The organism is Streptomyces sp. NPDC018000 (assembly GCF_044328025.1).
Classification (GTDB): Bacteria; Actinomycetota; Actinomycetes; order Streptomycetales; family Streptomycetaceae; genus Streptomyces.
Window position 1 is genome coordinate 61,588 of sequence record NZ_JBIRGM010000019.1, and the last position, 24,118, is coordinate 85,705.

Annotated in this window: 21 protein-coding genes and 1 pseudogene; 6 read left to right on the top strand and 16 right to left on the bottom strand. The window is 67.4% G+C overall.

The genetic code is table 11. The features are described 5' to 3' along the window. Nucleotides 1-504: 504 nt before the first annotated feature. Entirely contained in the window at nucleotides 505-2,634 is a 2,130-nt protein-coding gene (fusA, locus tag ACH4EW_RS27040) for an elongation factor G (protein WP_398261200.1), read from the bottom strand. Between the two features lie 49 nt (nucleotides 2,635-2,683). After that, nucleotides 2,684-4,123, bottom strand: coding sequence for a DHA2 family efflux MFS transporter permease subunit (locus ACH4EW_RS27045; RefSeq protein ID WP_398261202.1), 1,440 nt, complete (start codon nucleotides 4,121-4,123; stop codon nucleotides 2,684-2,686). Nucleotides 4,124-4,479: 356 nt separating this feature from the next. Between ACH4EW_RS27045 and ACH4EW_RS27050 the strand changes: the two genes are divergently transcribed. After that, entirely contained in the window at nucleotides 4,480-4,971 is a 492-nt protein-coding gene (locus ACH4EW_RS27050) for an FBP domain-containing protein (RefSeq protein ID WP_398261204.1), read from the top strand. Nucleotides 4,972-5,056: 85 nt separating this feature from the next. Here the strand turns inward: ACH4EW_RS27050 and ACH4EW_RS27055 are convergent, their stop codons facing one another. Then, a complete protein-coding gene (locus ACH4EW_RS27055) occupies nucleotides 5,057-5,872 on the bottom strand; it encodes an aldo/keto reductase (RefSeq protein ID WP_398261206.1) in 816 nt (271 codons plus the stop codon). A 91-nt stretch (nucleotides 5,873-5,963) separates the two neighbouring features. Continuing rightward, nucleotides 5,964-7,130, bottom strand: coding sequence for an acyltransferase family protein (locus ACH4EW_RS27060; protein WP_398261208.1), 1,167 nt, complete (start codon nucleotides 7,128-7,130; stop codon nucleotides 5,964-5,966). 324 nt (nucleotides 7,131-7,454) lie between these two features. Between ACH4EW_RS27060 and ACH4EW_RS27065 the strand changes: the two genes are divergently transcribed. Continuing rightward, entirely contained in the window at nucleotides 7,455-8,297 is an 843-nt protein-coding gene (locus ACH4EW_RS27065) for a LuxR C-terminal-related transcriptional regulator (protein ID WP_398261210.1), read from the top strand. A gap of 182 nt (nucleotides 8,298-8,479) precedes the next feature. On the opposite strand, the gene ACH4EW_RS27070 is transcribed toward ACH4EW_RS27065, so the two are convergent. The 5 genes from ACH4EW_RS27070 to ACH4EW_RS27090 form a co-directional block, all read right to left on the bottom strand. Continuing rightward, nucleotides 8,480-9,073: a TetR/AcrR family transcriptional regulator gene (locus tag ACH4EW_RS27070; RefSeq protein ID WP_398261212.1), complete on the bottom strand. Its 594-nt coding sequence runs from the start codon at nucleotides 9,071-9,073 to the stop codon at nucleotides 8,480-8,482. A gap of 54 nt (nucleotides 9,074-9,127) precedes the next feature. Beyond that, entirely contained in the window at nucleotides 9,128-9,367 is a 240-nt protein-coding gene (locus ACH4EW_RS27075) for an IS3 family transposase (RefSeq protein ID WP_398261214.1), read from the bottom strand. 187 nt (nucleotides 9,368-9,554) lie between these two features. Beyond that, a complete protein-coding gene (locus ACH4EW_RS27080; RefSeq protein ID WP_398261216.1) occupies nucleotides 9,555-10,187 on the bottom strand; it encodes a TetR/AcrR family transcriptional regulator in 633 nt (210 codons plus the stop codon). Nucleotides 10,188-10,395: 208 nt separating this feature from the next. Then, nucleotides 10,396-10,599: an integrase core domain-containing protein gene (locus ACH4EW_RS27085; protein WP_398261218.1), complete on the bottom strand. Its 204-nt coding sequence runs from the start codon at nucleotides 10,597-10,599 to the stop codon at nucleotides 10,396-10,398. Between the two features lie 194 nt (nucleotides 10,600-10,793). Continuing rightward, nucleotides 10,794-12,026, bottom strand: a complete 1,233-nt coding sequence (locus tag ACH4EW_RS27090) for an IS4 family transposase (protein WP_398261220.1) — start codon at nucleotides 12,024-12,026, stop codon at nucleotides 10,794-10,796. A 782-nt stretch (nucleotides 12,027-12,808) separates the two neighbouring features. Between ACH4EW_RS27090 and ACH4EW_RS27095 the strand changes: the two genes are divergently transcribed. After that, complete coding sequence (locus ACH4EW_RS27095; RefSeq protein ID WP_398261222.1) at nucleotides 12,809-14,155, top strand: hypothetical protein; 1,347 nt, start codon at nucleotides 12,809-12,811, stop codon at nucleotides 14,153-14,155. Nucleotides 14,156-15,042: 887 nt separating this feature from the next. On the opposite strand, the gene ACH4EW_RS27100 is transcribed toward ACH4EW_RS27095, so the two are convergent. Beyond that, on the bottom strand, nucleotides 15,043-16,521 hold the full coding sequence (locus tag ACH4EW_RS27100; protein WP_398261224.1) for a hypothetical protein: 1,479 nt from the start codon (nucleotides 16,519-16,521) through the stop codon (nucleotides 15,043-15,045). Next, nucleotides 16,522-16,806 carry a hypothetical protein gene (locus ACH4EW_RS27105; protein ID WP_398261226.1) on the bottom strand — a complete coding sequence of 95 codons (285 nt, stop codon included), beginning with the start codon at nucleotides 16,804-16,806 and terminating at the stop codon, nucleotides 16,522-16,524. Between the two features lie 358 nt (nucleotides 16,807-17,164). On the opposite strand from ACH4EW_RS27105, the gene ACH4EW_RS27110 reads away from it, so the two are divergent. From ACH4EW_RS27110 to ACH4EW_RS27120, 3 genes are read left to right on the top strand one after another with little or no spacing between them, the layout of a single operon-like run. Continuing rightward, nucleotides 17,165-17,368, top strand: coding sequence for a hypothetical protein (locus ACH4EW_RS27110; RefSeq protein WP_398261228.1), 204 nt, complete (start codon nucleotides 17,165-17,167; stop codon nucleotides 17,366-17,368). Continuing rightward, nucleotides 17,365-17,715 carry a hypothetical protein gene (locus ACH4EW_RS27115; RefSeq protein WP_398261230.1) on the top strand — a complete coding sequence of 117 codons (351 nt, stop codon included), beginning with the start codon at nucleotides 17,365-17,367 and terminating at the stop codon, nucleotides 17,713-17,715. Before ACH4EW_RS27110 ends, ACH4EW_RS27115 begins: the two co-directional genes overlap by 4 nt. Continuing rightward, nucleotides 17,712-18,731 carry a CopG family transcriptional regulator gene (locus ACH4EW_RS27120; protein WP_398261232.1) on the top strand — a complete coding sequence of 340 codons (1,020 nt, stop codon included), beginning with the start codon at nucleotides 17,712-17,714 and terminating at the stop codon, nucleotides 18,729-18,731. Before ACH4EW_RS27115 ends, ACH4EW_RS27120 begins: the two co-directional genes overlap by 4 nt. Nucleotides 18,732-18,898: 167 nt before the next feature. Here the strand turns inward: ACH4EW_RS27120 and ACH4EW_RS27125 are convergent, their stop codons facing one another. The 5 genes and pseudogenes from ACH4EW_RS27125 to ACH4EW_RS27145 form a co-directional block, all read right to left on the bottom strand. After that, nucleotides 18,899-19,177: a hypothetical protein gene (locus ACH4EW_RS27125; RefSeq protein ID WP_398261234.1), complete on the bottom strand. Its 279-nt coding sequence runs from the start codon at nucleotides 19,175-19,177 to the stop codon at nucleotides 18,899-18,901. Nucleotides 19,178-19,614: 437 nt separating this feature from the next. Continuing rightward, on the bottom strand, nucleotides 19,615-21,684 hold the full coding sequence (locus tag ACH4EW_RS27130; protein ID WP_398261236.1) for a DUF5054 domain-containing protein: 2,070 nt from the start codon (nucleotides 21,682-21,684) through the stop codon (nucleotides 19,615-19,617). 249 nt (nucleotides 21,685-21,933) lie between these two features. Next, nucleotides 21,934-22,535, bottom strand: a pseudogene (locus tag ACH4EW_RS27135) (DUF4158 domain-containing protein). An 801-nt stretch (nucleotides 22,536-23,336) separates the two neighbouring features. Beyond that, nucleotides 23,337-23,714, bottom strand: coding sequence for a hypothetical protein (locus ACH4EW_RS27140; protein ID WP_398261238.1), 378 nt, complete (start codon nucleotides 23,712-23,714; stop codon nucleotides 23,337-23,339). Beyond that, on the bottom strand, nucleotides 23,711-23,962 hold the full coding sequence (locus ACH4EW_RS27145; protein ID WP_398261240.1) for a hypothetical protein: 252 nt from the start codon (nucleotides 23,960-23,962) through the stop codon (nucleotides 23,711-23,713). Before ACH4EW_RS27145 ends, ACH4EW_RS27140 begins: the two co-directional genes overlap by 4 nt. Nucleotides 23,963-24,118 lie beyond the last annotated feature (156 nt).

The following is a 24,118-nucleotide window of genomic DNA, read 5'->3' on the forward strand; positions in this document are numbered from 1 at the left end:
GGTCCGCTCGTTCGACCGCTGCCTGGGGACGCGGAACGGGCGTGATCGTCCCCGGACTCGGCGAGCACCCAGGCGCGGTTGCTCTCCGCGATGCCGGGCATCGAGAGGTAGATCTCAACATCCGGATGCTTCAGAGAATGAGCCTGCACCTGCCCTCCAGGTCGGCTGTCTGCTCGTTCACGGCGATCAGCGGCTCGCGCGAACGGTGGCGGTGGCCCGTAAGCGGAGGTGTCCGGCTTGGGCAGCTCCTGCTGCCGTTCGCGCAGCGCCGTCTGGATCGTGGCCGCCTTCGCGTCCTGGTTGTGCCGGCGGGCGCGGGCCAGGACGGCGGTGATCTGGGTGCGGGGCAGTCCGGCGGGCACGCCACCTCATCAGCGGCCTGCCCCGGAAGTCGCATGTTTCAGGCAGCGGAAGTGCTCACCTGCTGGCGGCTACGGCACCAAGTTTCACCGGTACGGCAAGTCCCGTCAGGCGGCCCTGATAGGCACCTTTGTCAGGAAGAGGTCATTCTCCCTTGGCCTTGGCGATGATCTCCTCGGCGACGTTCCGCGGAACCTCGGCGTAGGAGTCGAACTGCATGGAGTAGCTGGCCCGGCCGGACGTCTTGCTGCGCAGGTCGCCGACGTAACCGAACATCTCCGAGAGGGGCACGAGGCCCTTCACGACGCGAGCGCCGCTGCGCTCCTCCATGGCCTGGATCTGGCCACGGCGGGAGTTGATGTCACCGATGACATCGCCCATGTAGTCCTCGGGCGTGGTGACCTCGATGGCCATCATCGGCTCAAGGAGCACGGGGGACGCCTTGCGGGCCCCCTCCTTGAACGCCTGCGAACCGGCGATCTTGAACGCCAGCTCGGAGGAATCGACCTCGTGGTAACCACCGTCGAGAAGGGTGACGCGGACACCCACCATCTCGTAGCCGGCGAGGACGCCGAACTTCATGGCCTCCTGGCAGCCCGCATCGACCGACGGGATGTACTCCCGGGGAACACGGCCACCGGTGACCTGATTGACGAACTCATAGGTCACGTCACCGCCCTCAAGCGGCTCCAGCCTGATCTGCACCTTGGCGAACTGGCCTGTACCACCGGTCTGCTTCTTGTGCGTGTAGTCGACCCGCTCGACCGTCTTGCGGATCGTCTCGCGGTACGCCACCTGCGGCTTGCCGACGTTGGCCTCGACCTTGAACTCCCTCCGCATACGGTCGACCAGCACCTCCAGGTGCAGCTCGCCCATGCCGCCGATGATCGTCTGGCCGGTCTCCTCGTCCGAGTGCACCCGGAAGGACGGGTCCTCCTCCGCGAGCCGCTGAATGGCGACACCCAGTTTCTCCTGGTCGCCCTTGGACTTGGGCTCGATGGCGACCTGAATGACCGGCGCCGGGAAGTCCATCGACTCCAGGATCACCGGGTTCTTCTCATCGCACAGGGTCTCACCGGTGGTGGTCTGCTTCAGGCCCATCACGGCGACGATGTCACCGGCGCCCACCGACTCGATCTCCGTGCGCTTGTTGGCGTGCATCCGGTAGATCTTGCCGATACGCTCCCGCTTGCTCTTCACCGAGTTCAGCACGGCCGAACCGGAGTCGAGCCGGCCGGAGTAAATCCGGACGAAGGTGAGCTTGCCCAGATGCGGGTCGCTCATGATCTTGAACGCCAGTGCGGAGAGCGGCTCGTCGTCGGACGGACGGCGCTTGACGACCTCCTCCGGGTCGCCCACTGCGTGGCCCTCGACGGCCTCGATATCGACGGGCGAGGGGAGGTAGCGCACGACCGCGTCGAGCAGCGGCTGGACACCCTTGTTCTTGAAGGCACTGCCGCAGAACACCGGCGTCACCGTCGTCGTGCCCCCGGCGCCGGTCGATGCGATTGTGATCCTTCGGATTGCCGCATGGAGCTGCTCCTCGGTGGGCTCGGTGCCCTCCAGGTAGAGCTCCATCATGGCGTCGTCGTTCTCGGCAACGGTCTCCAGCAGCTTGCCGCGCCACTCGTCGGCGGCCTCGGTGTGGGTGGCCGGGATGCCTACGATGTCGTACATCTCGCCCTTGGTGGCCTCGGGAGACCAGACCAGGGCTTTCATGCGAACGAGGTCGACGACACCCTCGAAGTCCGCCTCAGCGCCGATCGGCAGCTGCATCACGATCGGGGTCGCGCGCAGGCGGTCGCTGATCATGTCGACACAGCGGCGGAACTCGGCACCGGTGCGGTCGAGCTTGTTGACGAAGCAGATACGGGGCACACCGTAGCGGTCGGCCTGCCGCCAGACCGTCTCCGACTGTGGCTCCACACCGGCGACACCGTCGAATACCGTGACAGCGCCGTCCAGGACCCGCAGGTTGCGCTCCACCTCGACGGTGAAATCGACGTGACCGGGGGTGTCGATGATGTTGATGGTGTGGTCGACATTCTCCAGCGGCCACTGACAGGTGGTCGCGGCGGACGTGATCGTAATGCCGCGCTCCTGCTCCTGCTCCATCCAGTCCATCGTGGCGGCGCCGTCGTGGACTTCGCCGATCTTGTACGAGACACCGGTGTAGAACAAAATCCGCTCGGTGGTCGTCGTCTTGCCCGCGTCGATGTGGGCCATGATCCCGATGTTGCGAACGGTTGCAAGGTCGAGCGAAGTAGTAGTCATGGCGATCAGAACTTTCCTGGACGGGATATGGATTCACCGGTGGTGTGCGTCATGCACGCTTGGACTGACCGGACGGAAGGAACAGCGCGGGGACCACGGTCAGGGCCACGAAGCCCAGCGACCACCAGAACACGGACTGGAACGCCGAGGTGACGTCACCGTCCGAGGAGAGATAGTGCTGAAGGAGCAGGGCGATGACCGTCGTTCCGATGGCCCCGCCCAGTTGTTGTGAGATGGCGTTGGCCGTGGTCGCAGCCGGCATGCTGGGCAGCGGTAGCGAGTGGTACAGCGTGACCATGATGGGCGATGCCGTCAGCGCCAGCCCGATGCCCTGGAGGAGAAGGGCCAGCAGCAGGAGCCCGTTCACCGAGGCACTGCCGGCCATGGCGAAGGTGGTCATCCCGGCGGCGACGAGAAGCAGCCCGACGAGCACGAGCGCGCGGGGGTTGCTCTTGGCGTCGATGAGGCGTCCCACAATGAGAACGGCGACCGCCGCACCGATGCCCTGGGCGACCATGATTGTGCCGGCAGCGAGCGGATCCTTGCCGCCCGCCTGCTGGAAGAACATCGGCACGAGGACGACCGCTCCGTAGAGCCCGAAGTTGTTCAGCAGCGTGATGACCGTGGACGCGGTGAACGGGCGGTTACGGAAGAGGCCGAAGTCCACGATCGGGGCGCTGCTGCGGCGGCTCCCGACACCGTGCGCCGCGAGGAGCAGCACCGCTGCAAGCAGCGGCAGGAAGACCTGAACGTCGGTCACTGGCTTGCCCGCACCCAGCCGGCTGAAGCCGTAGATGGCCGTCGTGAGTCCGCCGCTCATGGTGAGCAGACCGATGACATCGAGGCGGCTGGCGCCCTGTCCCCTGGTGTTCGGAAGGTAGACGCCGGAGAGCACGATCACCGCCACGACAATCGGCACGTTCAAGAAGAACGCCCAGCGCCACGACAGGTCTTGAACGACCATCCCACCGACCACCGGGCCGATGACCGGGGCTACCAGGATGGGAATCGCGATGAGGGACATCATCCGGCCCATGCGCTCCGGGCCGGCCAGCTGCACGACGAGGATCCGCATCAGGGGGAAGAGCATGCTGGCCCCGAGCCCCTGCACTGCGCGGAAGGCGATGAGGCTGCCCATGGACCAGGCGGCTCCGCACAGGACCGAGCCGGCCAGGAAAACACACAGCGAAGCGGTCCAGCTGGCGGCAGCCCCGAAGCGTTCGACCGCCCAACTGGTAGCTGGCGTCAGCGCAGCCATGGCGAGCAGGTAGGCGGCGGAAACCCACTGCACGTCCGCCAGATCGGCACCGAAGTGCGCACTTAAGGCATGGAGGGCCACACCCACGATCGTGGTGTCCATCAGGGCGACGAACGCCCCCAGGGCAAGGATGAGGGCCGCGCGAACGACCGGACCGCCCAGCGCCTCCGGCGCCGTGGGCGCTTCCTTCGGTTTCTCGTCCGGCCCCGCGGTGGTGACCTCTTCAGCCATGGAACTGCCTTTCGTGTATGGCGCCGTGTGCGGGGGCAGGAGTGGCGGGCACGAGCGGCAGCCGCCGGACTTGCGGGCGGCAAACGACGCTTGTGCCGCGGGAACGCTGTGGTGGCCGCATGCCACCGTTGGCCACAGGCAGACGGTCCGTCCTGTCCCCGCGGACGGACATCGGCCTCACAGCGTCCGGGGGAGGAGACTTCGACGGATGTCGCGGGAGCGGTGTCCCGCCCCGGCGGGACGTCTCCAGCGCGTCCTCAGCTCGAGTCATCCCGCCTCCTCCCGTCCCCCTCACCACACCCAGCCTAACATCACTTGACTTGAGCCTAATCAACGTAGGCGTTAATCTTGCCGCCATGAAGGAATTAAGCGAGCCGGTGATCCGCGCATCGTTCGTCAACTGCTCAAAAGGGGCGGCCCAACGGCTCACGGTCCCCCGGCTCCTGGCTGATCTCCCCTGGGAGGATCTTGACTTCCTGGGGTGGCAGGACCCGGGGGCACCCGAACGCAGCTATATCGTTGCCGAACACGGCGGCGAACTGGTCGGGGTCGAGTTCCGCCGCGCCGGAGGCGGAGGCAGGGGGCAGCGCCGCAGCATGTGCTCGCTCTGCCTGACCACGCATCCGGCCAGCGGCGTCGTGCTGATGACGGCTCGCAAGGTCCGCAAGACCGGGGACAGTTACAACACAGTGGGGACGTACATCTGCAGCGACTTGGCGTGCTCTTTGTATGCGCGGGAAAAGAGACGCGCGCAGCCTGGGGGCTACCCCAAGGAAACGCTAAGCGTGGAAGAGAAGGTCGAGCGCACCAAGGCGAACCTCACCGCTTTCCTAGACAAGATCCTTTAACGGCGCCGGGACACAGGCCGGACAGGGGCAGTGCCGGAATATATCCGGCACTGCCCCTGTCCGGCCTGCCCCGCACGCCCGGGCATTACTTCGGCTTGCCCCAGGGCTTGGCCTCCTCCAGCGCGGCGAACGCGGCCATGTCGTCCTCGTCGAGCGCGAAATCGAAGATGTCGATGTTCTCCGCGATCCGTTCCGGGTCGGCGGACTTGGGGATTACCACATGACCAAGCTGGAGATGCCAGCGCAGCACGGCCTGCGCGCAACTCCTGCCGTGTTTGCGAGCAATCTGCGCGATCGCGGGACTGTCTAGAAGCCCCCGGCCGCTACCCAGAGGTGACCACGCCTCGGTGATGATGCCGCGCTCCGCGTGCAGGGCCCGCTCTTCGGCCCGCTGGTGCCGCGGGTGCAGCTCGATCTGGTTGACAGCCGGGACCACGTTGGCCGCCTCCGCCAGCCTGTCCAGGTGTTCCCGGAGGAAGTTGGAGACACCGATGGACCGGGCCTGCCCGCCGGCATGGATCCGCTCCAACGCCTTATACGTTTCGACGTACTGGTCCTTGACCGGCACCGGCCAGTGGATGAGGTACAGGTCCACGTAGTCGAGTCCCAGTTTCTCCAGTGACTCGTCGAAGGCGCGAAGCGTGGAGTCATACCCGTGGTCTGCGTTCCACACCTTGGTGGTGACGAAAATCTGGTCACGGGGGATCCCCGATGCGGCGATGCCTTTGCCCGTCCCCATCTCGTTGTAGTAGGCGGAAGCGGTGTCGATCTTCCGGTACCCCGATTCCAGCGCCGCCATGACGACGGCCGGTGCCTCGCCGTCCGGCACCTGCCAGACTCCGAAGCCCAGTTGGGGCATTTCTGTGCCGTCGTTGAGTGTGACGGTGGGGACCTTGCTCACGGTCGGCCGGCTCCTGACATGTCGAGGGCGAGGGGACGGTGGCGTGTGCCGCGTGGCCCGTACGGACGAGACGGGCCCGCCGTCCGACGGCTCATGGGGCCACGGGGTCCTGGTCAGTCCGGGGTACCGAAGGCGACTTCCTCCGGGGCTGCGACAGGCGGCGGGTGCCCCAGCGACGGGACAGCGGCTGCTCGATGAAGGTGTGCACCGCCCACGCGAGGGCGAGGGAGACGGCGAACAGAAGGGCGGCCGAGCCGACGCGTTCACCGGGCGAGGCAGGGTGGCCGTCGTCGATCATCTGGTAGGCGTATTGGAGTACGAGCAGATGCACCATGTAGAAGGCGAAGGTCATGTCGCCCAGCTTCACCATGGCGGGGTTTCGCACCAGCGAACTGGAACCCCTGATGTCCGAGCCGGCGCCGGCGAGCACCAGCATGGCGACGGGGATGATCAGCACCGCCGTGATCGAGTACAGATACGGCACCTGTGCGGCCACCGGATAGGCCACCGCCAGCACCGCTATGACGTGCCAGAACCGCACGTTCAGACGGCGGCCTTCGAGTACGGACCTGGCCAGTACGATGCCGAGCACGAACTCCAGCACACGGGCGGCAGGGAACAGGTACACGAACCAGTACTGGTCGTAGGTCACGTCGAAGGGAAGGAACTTCGGCTGTGACGGGAAGGCGGCAGTGGTCACCAACGGCAGCAGGATCACCGCGAGGGTCGTCCCGGCGGTCCAGGCCCACAGTCGCCCGGCGGGAATGCGGCGCAGGAAGCGGTGCAGGAGCGGGAAGCTCAGGTAGAAGAAGGCTTCGCAGGACAGTGACCACGAGACCACGTTGACACTGTTGTTGGTCTCGAAGTTCGGCAACCAGGTGTGCAGGAGGAAAAGGTTGGTCACCGCGTCCGCCGATTTGACCACTCCGCCGGTGCTGGTGATCAGGATGAGACCGGCGCACCATGTGACCACGTGTGTGGGATAGATCTTCGCGGCGCGCCGCCGCCAGAACGCAGTGGCCGTGTCACCCGGCCGAAATGACCAAGCCATGACAAAACCGCTCAGCACGAAGAAGAAACTCAGTGCCGAACGGCCGATGATCAGCAGGACAGTTGCCTTCGTCCCCGTCCAGTCACCGTTGAAGGAAAGAGTGACGTAGGCGTGCGCGCTGAAGACCACGATGGCGCATACGAAGCGGAGACCCGCCAGCGAGGGCAGTCGTTTCGCAGCGAGGGGCGGGGATACGTCCGAGGTCATTACGTCCTCCTTACGATGAGATCACCAAAAACCCGCGGCGAACGTATCAGCGTGGCGGTCGGCTGTATGCCAACCACGGGCGGCATCCCTGCCTGCAACTCAGGTTGCAGGCAGATGGCGTTCCGCCCCGCCATCACCTACCGCTGCCTGGCCGTTCGCCGGTTTCCGCCGCACTGCGCCCCCGCCCGCAAACCAGCCGGCTTCAGCCAGCCACGATCGCTGCTCCAGCGGAAGTCGCGATCCTGGAGCCACCGGAAGAGGGCTCTGTCGGCTGGTGTGAACAACCTGTCCGCAGCGGTCTTGGCGACGACGAGCAGGAGTGTCATGCCACAGGTGAGCAGGCGGATCTCCGTCCGGCCAGCGCCGGACCGGATGTCCGGCGCGGACCGCACGACGACGCTGTTGCTCGGCGACGAGCAGCCTCTGATACGCCAGGGCGTCCGCGCGGTCTTCGACGGCGATCCGGCGTTCCGGATCCAGGGTGAGGCCAGCGACGGCGACGCCCTGCTGGAGCTGGCCCGCAGGCACCGGCCCGACGCAGTGCTGATGGACACCGCTCTGCCGGGCCCCGACATCATCGACACGGTCCACTGCCTCGTCACTGACCACCCCGGCAACATCGCCGTCACGCTGCTCACCTCGGAGCGGGACCTGACCGATGGCTGGGTGCTCAGCGCCGTCCGCGCCGGCGTCCGCGGCTTTCTCTTCAAGTGGGGGGAACCAGAAGAAATTCTCTCTTGCGTCCGGGAGGTCACCAGCGGCGGATTCGCGATGAGCGCGGATATCATCAGTCAGATACTCAGAGCCCTGCACTGTCCCTACGGGCCGACCGCACCGCGGCCGCGCGGTGACATCTCACTGCTCACACCGCGCGAGATGCAGGTTTTTCTCCTGGTGGCGCAGGGACTCACCAATCAGCAGATCTCCGGCACGCTGATCTTGTCAGATGCGACGGTGAAAACCCATTTCCATCGCGTCTGCCGCAAGCTAGCTCTCCGCAACCGTGTAGACGCCGTGATTCTTGCCTACGAGCTGGGGATTGCGGGATCGAGGAACGTGCACCACTCGGTCGGCCCACGGGCGAAAACGACTGAAATCATCAAAGCAGCGCTGCACTCTCAGCCCACGGCGGATGAGCACGGAGAAATGACAATGTCGCCCGCCTGATGAGACCGGCCCTCGGAACGTTACGGAGTGCACCCGCATAACCACGCAGCGAAGATCCGCGGCACCGACAGCGGTTGCATCTCCCGCGGAATACCTCGCAGACACGGCGGCACACCCCTGTCCCGATCCCCAGGTACCCCACAAGGGTCCGAACCGGATACCGACGCCGGCAGGCCACCGCGCTACGCCACAGATGGAGCCGGTACCGTCCGCGGCCACTGTTCGAGTACCATGTGCAGGCTCTCGATGGCCTTCTTCCAGGACGCATCCACCTCCCGTGGATGACTGAAACCTCCGGCGGCCTCAATGCTGATGTACCCGTGAAAAGTGCTGCGCAGAAGCCGCGCCGCATCGGTCAGGTCGGGATCGCCCAGGTTGTAGTAGCGCATCACTGCGTATGTCAGCTCTATACTGCGGGTGAATGCCTCGGTCCCGGAGATCGCGGCCGGATCGAGCCGCAACTGTGTCGCGGCATAGCGGCCGGGATGCTGCAGGGCGTATTGCCGGTACGCGTTGGCGAAAGCGGTGAGTGCATCCCCCCCGGACCGGCCCGCGATCGCGGTGGCCAGACTTTCGTTCATCTCTCCGGACGCCAGAATCGCTACCCGCGTTCGTATTTCCTGGATATTCTTAACATGTGAGTAGAAGCTGGCATCTTTCACACCGAAGGTACGCGCCAGCGCCGAGATAGTAACTTTGTCGATACCGACTTCATCAGCCAGCGCAGCCGCGGCCCGGGTGATCCGGTCGACTGTCAGGCCCGCGTGTGCGCCCATGTATCGCCCCACTCCTTCCTGCACCAAGCAGGTCCCTAGTATATATAGGCGCGCCTACCCGCGGGCTCGCAAGTGTTTCCGTACGCCCGCCGCACACGAAGACACCTGAATCAGTTCGGATGCTGCCTGTTCGGGATGACGTTTCTCCTCGCACTCGACCGGGTTGAGCCAGCCAAGCCGTTCCTGGATGCGCCGGTTACTGTGGAAGCCGTCGATGTACTCGAACAGGGTGAGGTTCGCCTCGGACTTCACGGCGAAGACGTGGCCGCGCATGCGTTCGGTCTTGATGAGCATCCCCAGGTTCCCCGCGAACGCGTTATCGTAACTGTCCCCCGAAGCCCATAAAGGCGTCAATTCCCGCTCGCAGACAGCTGGCATCCAGGCAGAGCGCAGATGACACACCAGACAGACCGCCGGAGGCGAACGGTCGGGCGCGACCCCGACTGCACGTCCAAAGGCGTGCGGGCCGGTGTCCCCGCTCCTACTGCTGGCCGGAAGGCGACGCAGGCCTCTTCTCTGTGTCCCCCACGTCCTTCACGTCTGCTGCAGAGCGTTCGGCGGCCGACGAGAGGGACGCGTGGAGCGCCTCCACCGCTTGCTGCCAGGAGGCCCGCACGTCACGCGGATCGCTGAAGGCGCCCATGGCTTCAAGACTGGCGTAGCCGTGGAAGGCGCTGCGCAGCAGTCGTACCGCGTCGGTGAGATCGGGCTCAGAAAGCTCGTAAGCCTGGAGCATGGCGTAGGTGTACTCGGTGACGCGGCGGTGCTCCACCGACTCGCCGACCGTTTCCCGTGGCAACATCTGAAGTGACATGTACCTCCCCGGGTAGCGCAGCGCGAACTCCCGGTAGGCGTACGCGAAAGCCGTCAGGGCATCCTTGCCGACCCGGCCGGCCAAGGCACTGGACAGACGGTTCGCCAGTTCCCTGCTAGCGATCTGCGCAATTCGGACGCGAAGGGTCTGCACACTGTCGACGTGCGAATACAGGCTCGCGTCGGTCACGCCGAAGCCCCGGGCCAGCGCGGACACGGTGATGTTCTCGAACCCGATCTCGTCCGCCAGGTCGGCGGCGGTCCGTACCACCCGATCGGGTGTCAGCCCGGCACGGGCCACAGTGTCACCTCCATCAGTGGGAGCACTCCTTATATATCCTCACCAATAGCTTAATATTCCTTGGCTACTGCTTAATATAAGAAGGCATCATGGCTGCCCCGGGCCTCGGCGGCATCAGCACCGGTTCGGCCAGACGCTTCCCGCGGCCGAGGGGCCGCACCCTGGGCTTGAGCTGCCCTGAGTTTCGTAGAGTCCGATCTTGATTGGTTCAGGCGGACTGCGGGATTTGCTCCTGGCTCCGCCAGAAGGCTTCCTCGTACTCGGTCGGCGGGACGTAGTCGAGCGCGGAGTGCAGACGCTCCTTGTTGTACCACGTGACCCACTGGAAGATCGCCCGCTCGACCTGGTCGACGTCCTTCCAAGGGCCCTGCATCTCGATCAGCTCGGCCTTGAGGGTGCCGTTTAGCCTCAAGGCCGGTAACTCAGTGCTTTGGTGTGCGTTTGACTCGTTTTGGTTTGGTGGCACCAACGAGAGTGATGGCCGAGGTGGTTGGGCGGTCTGCAGTCCGGTGGGCGGCGCGTTTGAGGGGCCGGCCGGCGACTTTTCGTTTGATGACGCGGGGGTTGGTCCGGCGGCGTCGTGGTGGCAGGAGGCGTTCGATGAGTTCAGCGTGGGTGGCTTTGACCGCGCGAGCGAGTCTGCCGGGGGGAAAATGCCGCCTGGTCGGTGACCTGGCGGCGCACGACGCGCAGTGAGCGGGTGAAGGAGACCCGGTCGGGGTCCTGGCCGGCTTGTTGTGCGGCTTGGTGCATCAGGTGTCGGATGGCGTGGTGGACGAGCAGGAAGCCGTAGAGTTCCTGCTCGGCTCCGTCAGGGTGTTGCGAACGCAGTACCAGATGCGGCCCGCCGAGATGGGTCTTGATTTCGTCGAGGGTGGACTCGAACTCCCATCGCTGGGCGTAGAGGGCGGCCAGTTCCGTGGCTGGGGCCTTGTCCGGGTCGAGGATTGTGGTGATGAGCCGGTAGACACCCTCGTGCCCGGCGATGGAGTACTCCACCGCGCGGACCGGTACCCCGCGACGGGTGTGGTGGATGTCGCTGCGGTCGAAGATCTCGGTGAGGTAGGAGCCGTCCGACAACTGCTCGACCACCGGCAGCACGAGGTCTTTGCGGACCCGCCACAGCAGGTCCGCCCCAGTGGCCGCGGCGTTGCGCCACAGGTCCACGCCGTAGAAACCACGGTCGGCCAGCAGCAGCATCCCCGGCCGCAGGGACACCAGGACCGCCCGGGCCAGAGTCTGCTCTCCGGCGCGCAGAGCTCCGACCGCAGCCTCGAAGATGGCGTGGGTGCCGCATTCGACCAGGCCGACCATGCGCAACTGCGGGTAACCGACGCTCTGTTCACCCCGCCCGGGGCGCGGCGGACGGCCGAACGCCTCCACGTTCGCCTTCGTGTCGGGCAGGTCGAACGTGGTGCCCTCGATCGCGGTCAGCCGCCAGCCGCGGTAGAAGGCACCCTGAGTGCCCGCCGTGGCGACCGGACGGCACACCCGCACGAACAGCTGCCGCAGCGGTGCCACACCCAACCGGGACCTGGCTTTCCAGACCGCCGCCGAACTCGGCACCACCCACGACGCACGCCAACGCCGCGCACCCTGCAAACCCGCGGTCAGCAGCCGGGCCACCCCCTCATAGCCCCGCCCCGAGAACAGGCACATCGCCAACACGAAGTAGACCACCAGCCGGGCCGGCAACAACCGGTTCCGCTGCTGCACCCGGCCCGTCTCCGCCAACACCTCGTCCACAAGCGACCGAGGAAACACCTGCGCCAGCACACCGACCGCGACCCGGTCCGACAGCCGCTCCCCAGATGACTTCAACTGACCCGCTCTTGCCACGCCAACAACAACGACCGGATTGCACCTAAGTTACCGGTATTGAGCCTAGGTTAGGAGTTCTTGAACCAGTGGGCCGAGGTTCGCGCAGGAGCAGCAGACCGATGCCGCCGGGCGCCACCATATCCATCGGATTCGGCTCCACCGGGGCGCCACACCGCGACGGGGGCTACAGCGGGGACGCGACCGGCTGGGGATCGCTCTCCGCGGGCAAGGCCTTCTTGCCGCAGCGCGGTCCTCAGGTGCCACAACGAGATCGCCGGCAGGAGGCTGCCGAGCCGGGCCACTGCCCGCAGTGCCTCGGCGGCCTGGACCAGAAACATGGCGGCCGACTGTGACGGCACGCTGCTCCGATCCCCGCGCAGACGTTCCACGATCTCGTCCAGTAGCTCTGCCAGCTCACACGCTCCCGGGTCCTCCGGCACATCGGCTCCCCACAACCGGACAGCAGCCTCCAACGCCTCGAAGGCGTCCGTGCTGTCGAGCGGCGGCCTGGCTCCTACATCCCCGTGCATCACGATCACCATCGTTCACCGCCGGGCTCTCCTCGGGGCGAAAACGGAGAATCGGCGGCTCCCGGATCAGACCGAAGCCCCGGGAGAGAGTGGCGCCGGTGGCAGCGCCCTTTCCTCTCCCGGCCCTGAGCCCGAGCCCGGCTGGTGCGGGCGACGGCCGTCCGTGTTCCGCCACGAGGAACGTCTTTTCGCTTGCATTTGACGACCCGTCGGTGGTGTCGTCCACCCACATCAGAGGTACTTCCGGGCCGGTCCGGTCGTTGGACCGGTATGAGCGTCCGAAGCCTCCTCGACACGGCCTTCGCCCAGCCGCGAGTCCCTGGTACACACGCCGGTGGGACCGCCTTCGTCCCTCTGGAATCGGGCGCGTGGAAGGAGTTCCTTTTCGGACCCGGTGTAGAGCCGGGCAGAACGGGCTCCTGGGACCGGCTGATGGCGGTGCTGTGGAAGCGCGTGGTCTCGGAGTGCGGAGTCGCTCAGCAACTCGCCGCCGAACACGACGTCGACTGGGAACGGGCTCCTCACGAGTCGAAGGCCGTCCTCTCGCTGGCCGGACCGGACGACATCGTCGTGGATGTCGCCGCGGCCTCACTGGCAACCCAGCGGGAGCAGCGGGAGCTCGAGAGGCGCTTCGCACGGATCCACCGTCGCCTGCCCGCGGACCTGTCGAGCCTCGTGCCCGCAGACGTCGGCGCGCTGCGGTCCGGTCTGCTGAAGGAGCGTGACTTCCGCACCAGCACCTATCAGCTCGAGCGCGACCGGTTGGGGCGGTGGGTGCGCGCCCTGTCCGGGACGGCGGCCTATCTCGCCGCCGCGCACATGATCCCCGCCCCGCTCGCGCTGGACGTGGTCACCACCGCCCCCCTCGACGAGCAGACCAGGGCCGCACTGCGACTGCCGGCCCCCTGGTCGCTCATCACGCATGACGCCGTCCCTCTGCGCGCGGCGGAAGCCGACGACGAACTCGCCGCGCTCGTTGAGGCCGGCGTCTGCATGGGACCGGAGCCGGTCATCCTCGGAGGCCTGCTCGCCGCCCAGCCCGATGGCCGGCTCGACACGACGGCCGGGATCCTGCTCATCTCCACCCTCGACGCCGCGGGCAAACGGTGCCAGGTGCTGCAGCCAGCCGCGTACGGCGACGACCACGCCGGCGGCCGTGTGCTGCATGGGTATGCCGCGCAGTTGGCGTTCGGCCGGTGGACGCCCCCGCCCGTTCTCCCGGCATCCGGCCCGCGGCCCGTCTCTCGCAGCGCCCTGGGCAGGGTCGCCGCGAGCGAGGCCGGCCGGGCGGGCGGTTTCCACGGAGTCCGTGTTCCGGACTTCACTCCACTGCCAGAAGAGCCACCCGAGGAAAGCGCCGCTCCGGCAGACTCGCGGGGACCGCTCGTGTTCGGCACGTGGCGGCGGGCGCATTGGAAACCGGGGGTGCGGATCGGGATCCGCGACAGCGGCGGGCGGCTCGTCGGGCCGGTCTACAAGGACGGTGCCGTGGAGGGTACGACGTTCACTCGTGAGCGCCGCTTCGTCCCCCGTACCCGGATCCGCCGCGACCTCCCTCTGGCTCCCACCACAGCCGTTTACAAACTCTCGAACTGGACTGCACCGCGTGGTCGTTAGATCCCATCGGGTGCAGGCCGTCCGGCGTTAGTCCTCTCGCGAGACCGGGCAGGACCTGTCGGTCCGGTGCGGTATACACGAGGAGATCACAGACCGCCGCACTGCGAGGCGGCGCACCGGGGGTAGGGAATGACCGTTCCGCACGTGAGTACCGCGCTTCGCCCTGGGGATTACCTCCAGATCGCTTCGGAACGGATGGCCGTCGACGGCGTGCCGGACGGCGAGGGGTTCGCCCGGATCGAGCGGGTGGAGGTCATCACCGACATCGGTTTCCTGGCGCCAGGCTCCGCCCATGTGCGTACCCGGGCAGCCCGGCAGATCGCGGTGGTGTTCTGTCACGGCATGCCGGGTCCGGTCATGTTGCGCGAGGGTGATCAGTGGACCCTCGGCGAGGTGGACAGCAGCCGGGCCCGCTGGGATTCCGCCCATCCCTGGTGGCCAGAGACACCAGAGCCCCTGTTCACCGGAAGCCGCTTGGCGACCGGACCGCACCCCTTTCGCAGCAACGTCCAGGGCCCCGACCTCGTGGCGCCGGCCGCCGCGTCCGAGCCGCAGCCGCCGCGGCAGCGGGCAGCCGTGTTCGACAAGCCGGCCCACATGGTCATGGTTGGTGACTACCTGCAGATCCATGCCGTGCGCCACCCGAAGTGGGACATGCGCATCGACGAAGGATTCCACCGTGTCGAATGGATCGGCCACCTCCCCGGTGAAGCCCTCGACGGAGTGCTGAACGATCCTGCCTGGGCGCGCGGCCGCCTTACCCTCGCCTCGGTCCACAGCCTGTCCGGCATCCTCGTGCCGCCCGAGGTTCCGGTGACCGTCCTGATCCAGCCCAACCCGGAGCGTCGCCGCTCCGACGAGGACGAAGCCTGGCACGAAGGTCCCTTCTACGAGCTGGCCGGTGTTACCGAACCCGACCTCACCGAGCAGCTCCGCGCCGATGCCGGTCTACGGCCGGAGGCGCCTGGCTCGGAGGCCGCTCTGTACCCCAGCAGGTTCAGCAGTCCCGCCCAGCGGGCTCTGCACCTGGACGGCGTCACCGGCATCCGCGCCGTCGCGGCCTCACAACTTCCCTGGCGCATGGCCTGTTCAAATGCCCCTACGGTGAGCGGGCGAAGGCCCTGGCCGCCACCTACCCCAAGGGGCACAGCAAGACCGCCCATGCCGAGCTGTTCACCCGGCTCGGCGATCAGGATTTCGCCGCCTGCCCCTACCACCAGGCCGACGACTGGAGAGCGATCGCCGAGGCCGTGCTCGCCTTCGCCCGCACCGAACCCGACAGCGACGAACACGACCAGCTCTACCGCGCCACGCACCTGAGCGACAGGGACCGCGCCTGGTTTCGCTCCCTCATCGGAGGGGGCCACATCTGGTGGGACACCGGACACCAGAATCTGACCAATGGCCAGCACCGCCTGTGCGCGCTGGTGCGGCACGCCCTTTCCGACCCTGCCAAGTTCATCAGCCTCTCGGGACATCTGCTGGACCTTCCTGGTCAGCAGCTCTGGGTCGCCGTTGGCTGGAATATGGCTCACTTCTTCGAGAATAGTATTCAACCGGTCGATCGCGGCTGGAATCGCGGCTGCTAGGTAGTCAACAGCTGCACGGATCGCCTCTTCTTCCTCCCCGGTCTGGTCAACCTTGGTGGCCTTTTTAGCCTGCGCGATCAAGCTCTTAACCTGGCTGACCTTCTGAGCGGCCACAGCCTGATCAAGTAAGGAGACCTGCGTCCGGCAAGATTCGACTTCTTTCTCCACCCGGAGCGAGGCACTGTGATGCGCGGCATCCAACCGCTTCTGCAGCTGAGGGCTGACCCCGGAAAGCTCGGTGATCTCGCGGCAGACCGTTACCGTCAGGTCGGGCGACTCGGTCCGGCGGGCATAGAGCAGCCGGCGCATCAACTCCTGCGCCCGCTCGTCCTGTGGCGAAGTCTTCTGCTTCTTCCCCGGAGTCCATCGCGCTGGTTCGGGCGTGCTGTGGGCCTGGACGATCCGTTCGACAGCCGGGGTGGACAGTCCCCGCTCGGTAACCTCGCACTCCTCCAGGGAGAACCATTCGGTCGGCCGCGCGAAGGCCTCGGTCCCGATGCGAACCCGTCGGCTGGTGCCTTCGCTGTCCAGGCGAATGCGGTGCACGTACCAGCGTTTGATCAGAGTGTCCTGGTCCACCGGGACCGACATGCCGAGCACCGGTTCGTCTTGGCTGTCCCACTCCGGTGCCACGCCTTGGTCCAGGTGCACACGCAGCCTCTTGTGCGCGAGCTGAATATCGACGACCGAGCCCAGCGGGGTCCCGTCCGGCTGTGCGAAGTCGAAGTCGGCCTGCGTGCCGCGGTTACGGAGCCAGGCCGCGGCCGCGGACTTCACTTAGAGGTGGTCGGCGCTGTCCACACTGCGGGCCCGGCGACCACAGACGTGGGCCTGGCCGTCAGGGCCGGGGTGATGGGCGAAGTGACACACCCGGTCGGTATAGAGCTTCGTCGTCAGCTGGCCACCGCAGCCTCCGAGGAGGAGCCCGCACCAGAAGGAGTCGTTCTCGTGGAGGTTGCGGAAGGCGTCCAGTTCGATGGCCTCCAGCGGCAAGACGAGCGGCTCTTCGGAATCCGCGCTGCCGAGAACCGCTGTCTGGATCTGCCGTTTATCACGCCGCACGTGCCCCTGCCCTTCTTCTCAACACAGCGTGACAGCCGCCCCCTTCGCTTCGCAGCCGATCGTGCTGTTTACTCGCCCGTCGCATACCGTGCGATCACGCCGAACGGTCCAGCCGGCCGGGGAACGGCGGGTTCGTCCATCGTCATCGTGAGCCCGATGCCCCTCCCACTGGCCGTGGAAGCGCCCGAAAAGCTGAGCCGGACAGAACCGGCCGGGGTTCGGGTCGGCCGTCGAGCGCCTCGATCCGGGCACTCCCGGCGAAGTCACGACACGGGGCGGCCGACGGCCTGTACTCTCGACCGGTTTCAAGGCCGGAAGGCGCACGGGAGTTGTCCCGTGGCCGCAAGAAGGGGGACGGGTGGCCGAGCTTCACGACGGGATAGCCCAGGAAGTCACGGGGTTGCAGGCCGAGATCACCGTGGCTCTCCAGGGCCTCGACAGCATCGACGAGGACGATCCTCAGTACGCGGCCGCCTTCACGCGTCTGGTGCAGGCCGGCACCGCGCGCTCACGTACGAGGCGCAGATTCCAGCCAGGCTGGAGCAGCCCCACCTCAAGGTGAGCACCAAGTGGTTCACGGTGGCGTTGTGGGCCCATGCGGCGTGTGCGGTGCTGCTGGGTGTGGCCGCGGGGGTCGGCTGGGTCAGTGGGTGGTGGATGTTCCTCGCGCTGGTGCTGCTGATCGGGACATCCGTGTTCTACACGGCTGGCCAGAAGCCCCTGCCGGGCAAGCACCGGCAGTTGCGGCACGCCGCCGCCGTGCTGGGCGTCGCCGGCGCGGCGGTTCTGCTGCTCGCCTTCGGGGTGCTGCCGTGGTGGGTGTGGCTGCTGCCGTTGCTGTGCTGGGCCTCCGGCTACGGCCTGGCCGGCGAAGCGAGCGGGGCCGACACGGGGAAGGCGAAGGCATGAGCGGATATGACTCCCTGGGCCTGGGCGAGGAGCAAGGCCGCCGCATCGACGCGCTCAAGCGCAGCCAGGACACCTTCGAACGCAGCATCGACCATGCCCTGTCCAGCCTCCAGTCGAAACTGTCCGACGTCGAGGGGACGGTGGAGCATCTGGAGGATCGTGAGCGCAGCGCCACGCGGCGCTTCGACACTCTTGAGGCAAACCTGCAGGAAGCCAAGGAGACTGCCGAAGCGCGCTCGGACGAGCTGGAGGATGCCATCTCCGCAGCGGATGCGGGGCTGGAGCGGCTGACCACGCGGGTGAGCGCGCTGGAACGGCACCTGCGGCAGGCCGAGGGCGCCGTCGTCGTCGACCTGGACTCCGACCGCGGAGGAAAGCTGCGAGGCTTCGGTCTCGCCGTCGAAGAGGGGCTCGCTGCCGAGGAGGCCCTCCTCTCCGCGCATCAGCGCAATGTCCTCCAGCTACGGATCACCCACTACCAGCAGGCGCGGCAGGCCTTGGCGGGGCACCGCTCCACCGTCCGCGATGCCGCAGCCGTACTGGCCTCCACGGCGGCCGGCGACCCGCGCCGCGAGAAGGCCGAGCAGGCGTTCACCGAGGCCGCCGCCGAGGCCCAGAAAGGTCAGGAACGGATCGGGCGACTGGCGCAGAGCGCTCAGGGTGCCCAGGCCGAGCAGTCTGCGGACAATGCCCGGCGTGCGAAGTCAGCCGCTGTCATCGAGACCGGCCAACGTGCCCGCACCCAGCTGCGGGTACGCCTGCGCAGTCGGCTGTCCGATGCACTCACCGGCACCGACCTGCTGCCCGTGTGGTTCACGACGGCACTCGGTCCCATGGCTCCCCCACGCCGCGCGGAGGAATGGATGGAGACCGCCCTGGAGGTCCTGGCCTACCGGGTGACCTACCAGGTCACCGATCCCGTCCTCGCGCTCGGCAGCGCACCCAGCGCGAGCCAGGCCCCTCACCGAGCCGCACGGTTCAACGAGCTGAAACGGGACTTGCGCGACTGGGGATAGCCGCACGCTCCGGAACCCGTGGCCGGAGTCATTGAAGCCGTTCAGGCTCTTACCACTGGCGGCGCAGCTAGACGCACTCCGCAGTGACCTGGGCGAGGAGGTCGATGTCGTCGGCGGGTGCGGAGCGTTGTAAGCGGTGCAGCAGGTCCCGGTGCAGGCGCAGCGCGTCATCGCTGCCGGTGGCGGCCAGGACAGCCCGGGAGCGGCTGGCCCGGTAGCCACCACGCCGCGGGCAGCGGGGCGTCGTCGTCCCACGACTCCAGCGTCTCGTTGTCCCGGTGCTCGTAGCGGTGGCGGCCGCGATCCAGATCGCAGTACCACCGGTCGGCGTGGCCGGGGTGCGTGGCCGGGCACCTTAGCTGTCCGCGCAGGCGTACGCGCAGTTCGTCTTCGGCGACCGTGGAGGGCTCCACCGTCCAGGCCGCTGCCTCCAGCGCCGCCACCATCGGACCAGGGCTGGAGGTTCGCCGACGGCGGCACCGTGTTCCTCGGCGCATCCAGCGTCATGATCGAACGCTACCGCTACCGCGGAGCCCGCATTCCGACTCCGTGGACCATCGAATCGGCAGCCGACGACGGCTGACACCGGGCAAGACACGTGGAGAGCCCGTTGCGGGGCCAACTCGCACGGCGGGTTCGGCGGGCGGAGACGGGAAAACCGAAGTCCGCAAGGACACACGGCGTCCCGTCCCCGACCCAACAGGGACATCGCCGTTCGCATCCTCCAGTGCCTGAACCTGCCATCGGGTACCGCAGTGCCTGACGAAGATTCAGTCAAGGTCTGGCAAACACACAGCTCAGCGCCCGTGCGGGACCTTTGGAATCGCACTGGGCTCGTCACGACAGGGTCGTGCGCCGGGGGCCCCGTGCGATGCGACGGCGCTCATCGGAGGCCCAAGACGAATCGTGCCCGGAGGTCGTCGTCGAGCCACATGCGGAAGTTCGTCCCCCAGACGTTGTCGTGCAGGAGGACGTGGACGCCGTCGTCGGGGTCGGCGGCGGCGTTGTCGAATCGCAGGAGGCGTGGGCGGCCGATCGCGACGAGTGGGGTGTCAAGGGGGTGGAGGGAAAAGAAGTCCTTGGCCGTGCGGGTGACGTCGGTCACGGCGTGCAGGCTGCGGTTCCCGTTGCGCACGACGGCGCGCGGGTCGATCCGGCTGCCGAGTTTGCCGACCGTCCAGGACCCCGGAGCTGTGCGCGGTCGGAACCCGAGCCAGCTCGCCTCGGGCAGCCGGGAGGCGTCTTTGTCGCGGAGATCGAGCGTGATCTCGATGGATCCGGGCCCGTGCGGGAAGCGGTAGGTCAGTGCGATGTCGCGGGCGCCGCCCCATGCCTCGGTCACTGCGTCCGGAAGGGCGAGTCGGAGGGTCACGATGGTCGCGTCGTCGTCGCTGCTCCGGACCGCGGACACGCAGCGCGGCGCGAAGACAGTCGCGGGAAGGGCGGCCGCGATGGACAGGCCGGGCTTGGTCAGGTCGGGGATCGCCCAGGAGGCGTGCTCGTCGATGTCGCGGCAGTACTCTCGCACCCAGCGTTCCTCGTCATGCTCGTCGAAGGTCTGGTATCGATAGGCGGCGAGGGGATGCTCCGGTCCGGCCCACTCCGTGCCGTTCGGATCGACGAGGGAGACAAGCGCGCCGTCGTCGCCGAAACGCACGCGGTAGGCACCGACCTTGTGCTCCGCGGTCGGGTCGATCGGCGTCTCCCCGGGCCGGGGCTCCGCGGTCGGTGTGAGGGCGTCCAGCGCGCGCTGGGCCGCTGCCCGCCGCTCTGGGGTCAGGGCGTCGAACGCACGGTCGATGTACGCCCGCTGCTCAGCCCAGGACCGCTCGAAGCCCGAGTATCGGAGGCCTTGCGGGTGCGGATGCTCGGTGTAGGCCCAGGCGAAGGCGCCGGTCGAGGGCGGGTTGAGTGCGGGATCGACGACGTCCGCGGCCCGGGCCTGCTGGAAGGCCGCCTTCTCGTAGTGCACATAGTCGGGGAGGAAGGTCTTGAGGTCCTCGCCCCAAGTGTGCTCGGTGATGAGGAGCAGCGCGTCGCTGAACCCGTCGCACTCCGCAGTGCCGGGCACGAGCACGCCGGCATCGACCCACGCCGTGCGGAGGCGGAGCAGCGCGCGGAGCCGGGCGGTGAGGATCGGGTCGCTCGCGACGCCGTGGATCCAGGAGTCGCCGATCTCCTGCTCGACCACCGGGAGGTGAGCGCGCATCGGCAGGACCGCTGCCGCGAAGGCGTCGAGCGTGGAGGCGACGATGGTCGCGCCGGGGTAGGCCTCCGAGAGCCGGGCGAAGAGTTCCTCGACGTCGTCGGCGGACGGCGGTCCGAAGTTGTCGCCGGTGTGCGCGAGGTACAGGGCGTCCGTGCCGCCCGGCACGATCGCGACGCCGAGTTCGGTGGCGCCGTAGCTCCGCGCGTAGTTGACGACAACCTCGCTGCCGTCCGGCGCCCGCCAGACGAAGAACTCGGGCACCTCAGGGACGGCGGAAGCGCCGTTGACCCCGAGATGGAGGTACCCGAGCCCGGCGTTGGCGAGGAAGGGGACGAGCCCGACGGTGTGGCCGGGGACGTCGGTCATCTTCGCGGCGATCGTGCGTCGGCCGAATGCCGAGTCCAAGCGGCGACCGATCGCGATGCCGTGCTCGACAAGTCCCGGGTCCATCAACTCGGTGTGGGTGGTCAGGGGGAGGCCGTGCCAGCTGACATGTCCGGCACGGATGGCGTCCTCGAGCGCGGAGCGCTCGGCAGGGGTGCTGAGTCGCAGCGCCTCGTGGATGAGCCATGACCCTGCTGTCCAGACGAACCGGGCGGAGCCGCCGCGCCGGTCGAGCTCGCGGGCGAGGTCGATCGCGCGCGGAAGGTACTCGTGCACATAGCGGTCGGTGACGTTCGCGGCGGTGTCGGTGAAGCCGATATCGAGGTGGGTTTTGAAGACGACGTGGACCGTCGAGATCATCCGTGGGTCCTTCGCGTTGCCGGAATCCGAAGCGCTGTTTGCGCACACATCATCCTGTCGTATTCTCCGATAAATGATCAAGGATGGCACCCAACGTTCGGGATCACCTGCGGTGACCGCAGGCATCGCGGTGAGGTAGCCTGTGCCGCTCGAAAAGGCATCGCTGCACGTCACGCGGCATATCTGTACTCGTTGATGAGGCCGCCGAGGAGCTGCGTCCGCAGCACTCTCTGAGAGCTGATCCGGGCATCACTGGGCCAGGGCGGCGTCGTTCAGTCGGTCTGCCCGACTTGATGGCGACTCATGTAGCTGAGCGGGCGCGATGTCCCCGGATCGGGTCGGAACGGAGACAGGCACGGCCTCCGGGTGATCATGAGGTGTCGAGTCCCTGATCACCGCAACGGAAGACCGTGCCTGGCCGTTCATCATCGCCCATGCCTGCCGGTCTGGGCCAGCTTGCTGCTGCCCGGCCTCCCGCGCCCGAGGAACACCCGGGCCTGCTGGACTGTCTCGCGGCGGTGCCTGATCCGCGCCGGGCAAAGGGCCGCCGTCACCCCCTCGCCTTCGTAGGCGTTCCAGCACGGTCACCCCGGGCAGCACCACCTTCTTGTCCACCAGGCGCTTGGTCGCGAGGTCGAACAGCAGGGTGGGGCGTTCGTTGCCGATCCAGGCCGTTGGTAGAGCCAGCGGGCGGGCGCGAACCACTGGTCGAACTCAAACTCGGTGTACCCGTAGCCGTCGCGGATCTGCTCCTGGCGGTCCCAGCGGGCCTCGCTGCTGCCGTACCCGGCGAAGGCCGAGGGCTCCAGCCCGAGCTGCTCGGCGGCGTAGGCGACCACCACGGCGGGCACGTCTTCGGGGTTCCCCGGTCCACGCCTTCAACCGCCTGTACGGGATCGTGCGGCCCTGCCCGGAGCTGCTTCCACTCTCCCCCCAGCTGGCCTACCACCAGGTGTTCGTCCGCGATGCGCGGGAAGCACAAGCCCTGGAGGAAGGCGGTCTGCGGACCACGCGCATCACTCACTTCGGGCTCGCCGACCGCTCGTAGATGGCCCCACGTCCGCGCAGCAAATACACCGGAAGGTGATGGAGCCCGGCAGGTCATGGCCTGCCGGGTCTCCTGTGTACCGTCGCGGCGCACGATGGTGACGCCCGAGGCCGACGTACGACGGGAGCTCCGGTACGGCAACGTACGACTGCCCCTTCAGGCCGGGCCACTGACGGTGCTTCGACATGTCCGGCGGCGTCGCCGCCGTTCCGAGCGGGCGGCAGGGCGCGAACCCCCCTCCCGGGAAAGGTCCGTGGCTCACGGCTCAGATCCTTCGGACGGGAATCCCGGCTCCCGCAGCCAGCTGTGCGCTAACAGGCAGGGCCCGCCGGGGGTGCAGGAGGCGAGGCAGAGCTGAGCCTTGCGCGATCAGCGCTCGATTTCGGGCCCATACAGTGCTGTCGCCATGCTCAGCATGGTCGGCCGGGTGGGCCGTTGCGGTCTCTGTTGCGAAGCGCGCGGGTGGTGCCGATCTGGTTGTCGGCCCCGGTCTGCTTTTGAGGGGCGAGATCTCTGAGCCATCAAGCGGCCGTTCTTGGCCGTCCTCGCCAAGCGAGCCGCCCGGAGGCCGAAGACGTCGTTACCTGATCGGTGCGGTGCGCTCCTACGCCGTGGGGTCGAGCGGGATGATGCCTGTGCCCGTGTACAGGTTGGGAACCAGCGACAGGACGGTAACGGGCTCGCCGTGCCGGACGGCTTCCCAGGCGATCGCCGCCGTGTGCGCGACCGGCCATTCCACGTCGGGCCAGGCCATCGCATCGGCTGCGTGCGCTGCGGTGAATGCGACACTCTCGGCGAACCGGAGCCCGGTGGCGTGCCGGCCGGTTCCAGGGGTCTGGCGTTCGGCGGCGAGCGCTGCGACGGAGGGAACGAGAACGCGGCCGGTGCCGCGGGAGGCCTCGATGTACAGCCCGGTGAAGAACGGGTCTGCCTGGTACAGCGCGGTCAGCGCGGAGTGGTCGAGGACCGCTGTCAGGTTCACGCGGCGCGGTCCTGGTGGGCGCGGATCTTTGCCCAAGCGTCCTGGCCGGCCTGCTGGACCTGCTCGGTGTAGTCGACCCCGAGCTCACGGGCGGCCTCGGCGGCACGTTCCTCGCGCTCGGCCGAAGTGAGCTCCTTCGACGCGAGCTCCTCGATCAGGTCGGTGATCGTCGTGCCGCGTTCCTCCGCCAGCAGTCGCAGCCGGTCACGGATGGCCTCACTGGTCTTGATGCTCGTTGGCTTGCTCATATCCCCGATTCTACCGCCGGTAGAACGCCTGGAGTGGTCACGTTTTCGCGCCGTCGCGGCCAGCAGGGCATCTCGTCAAGTTCTTCGTCCGCAGCGGGGCCGATACCCTCACCGCCGGCTGCGGCCTCGCGGGTGCAGTCCGCCGGCGCGAAGAAC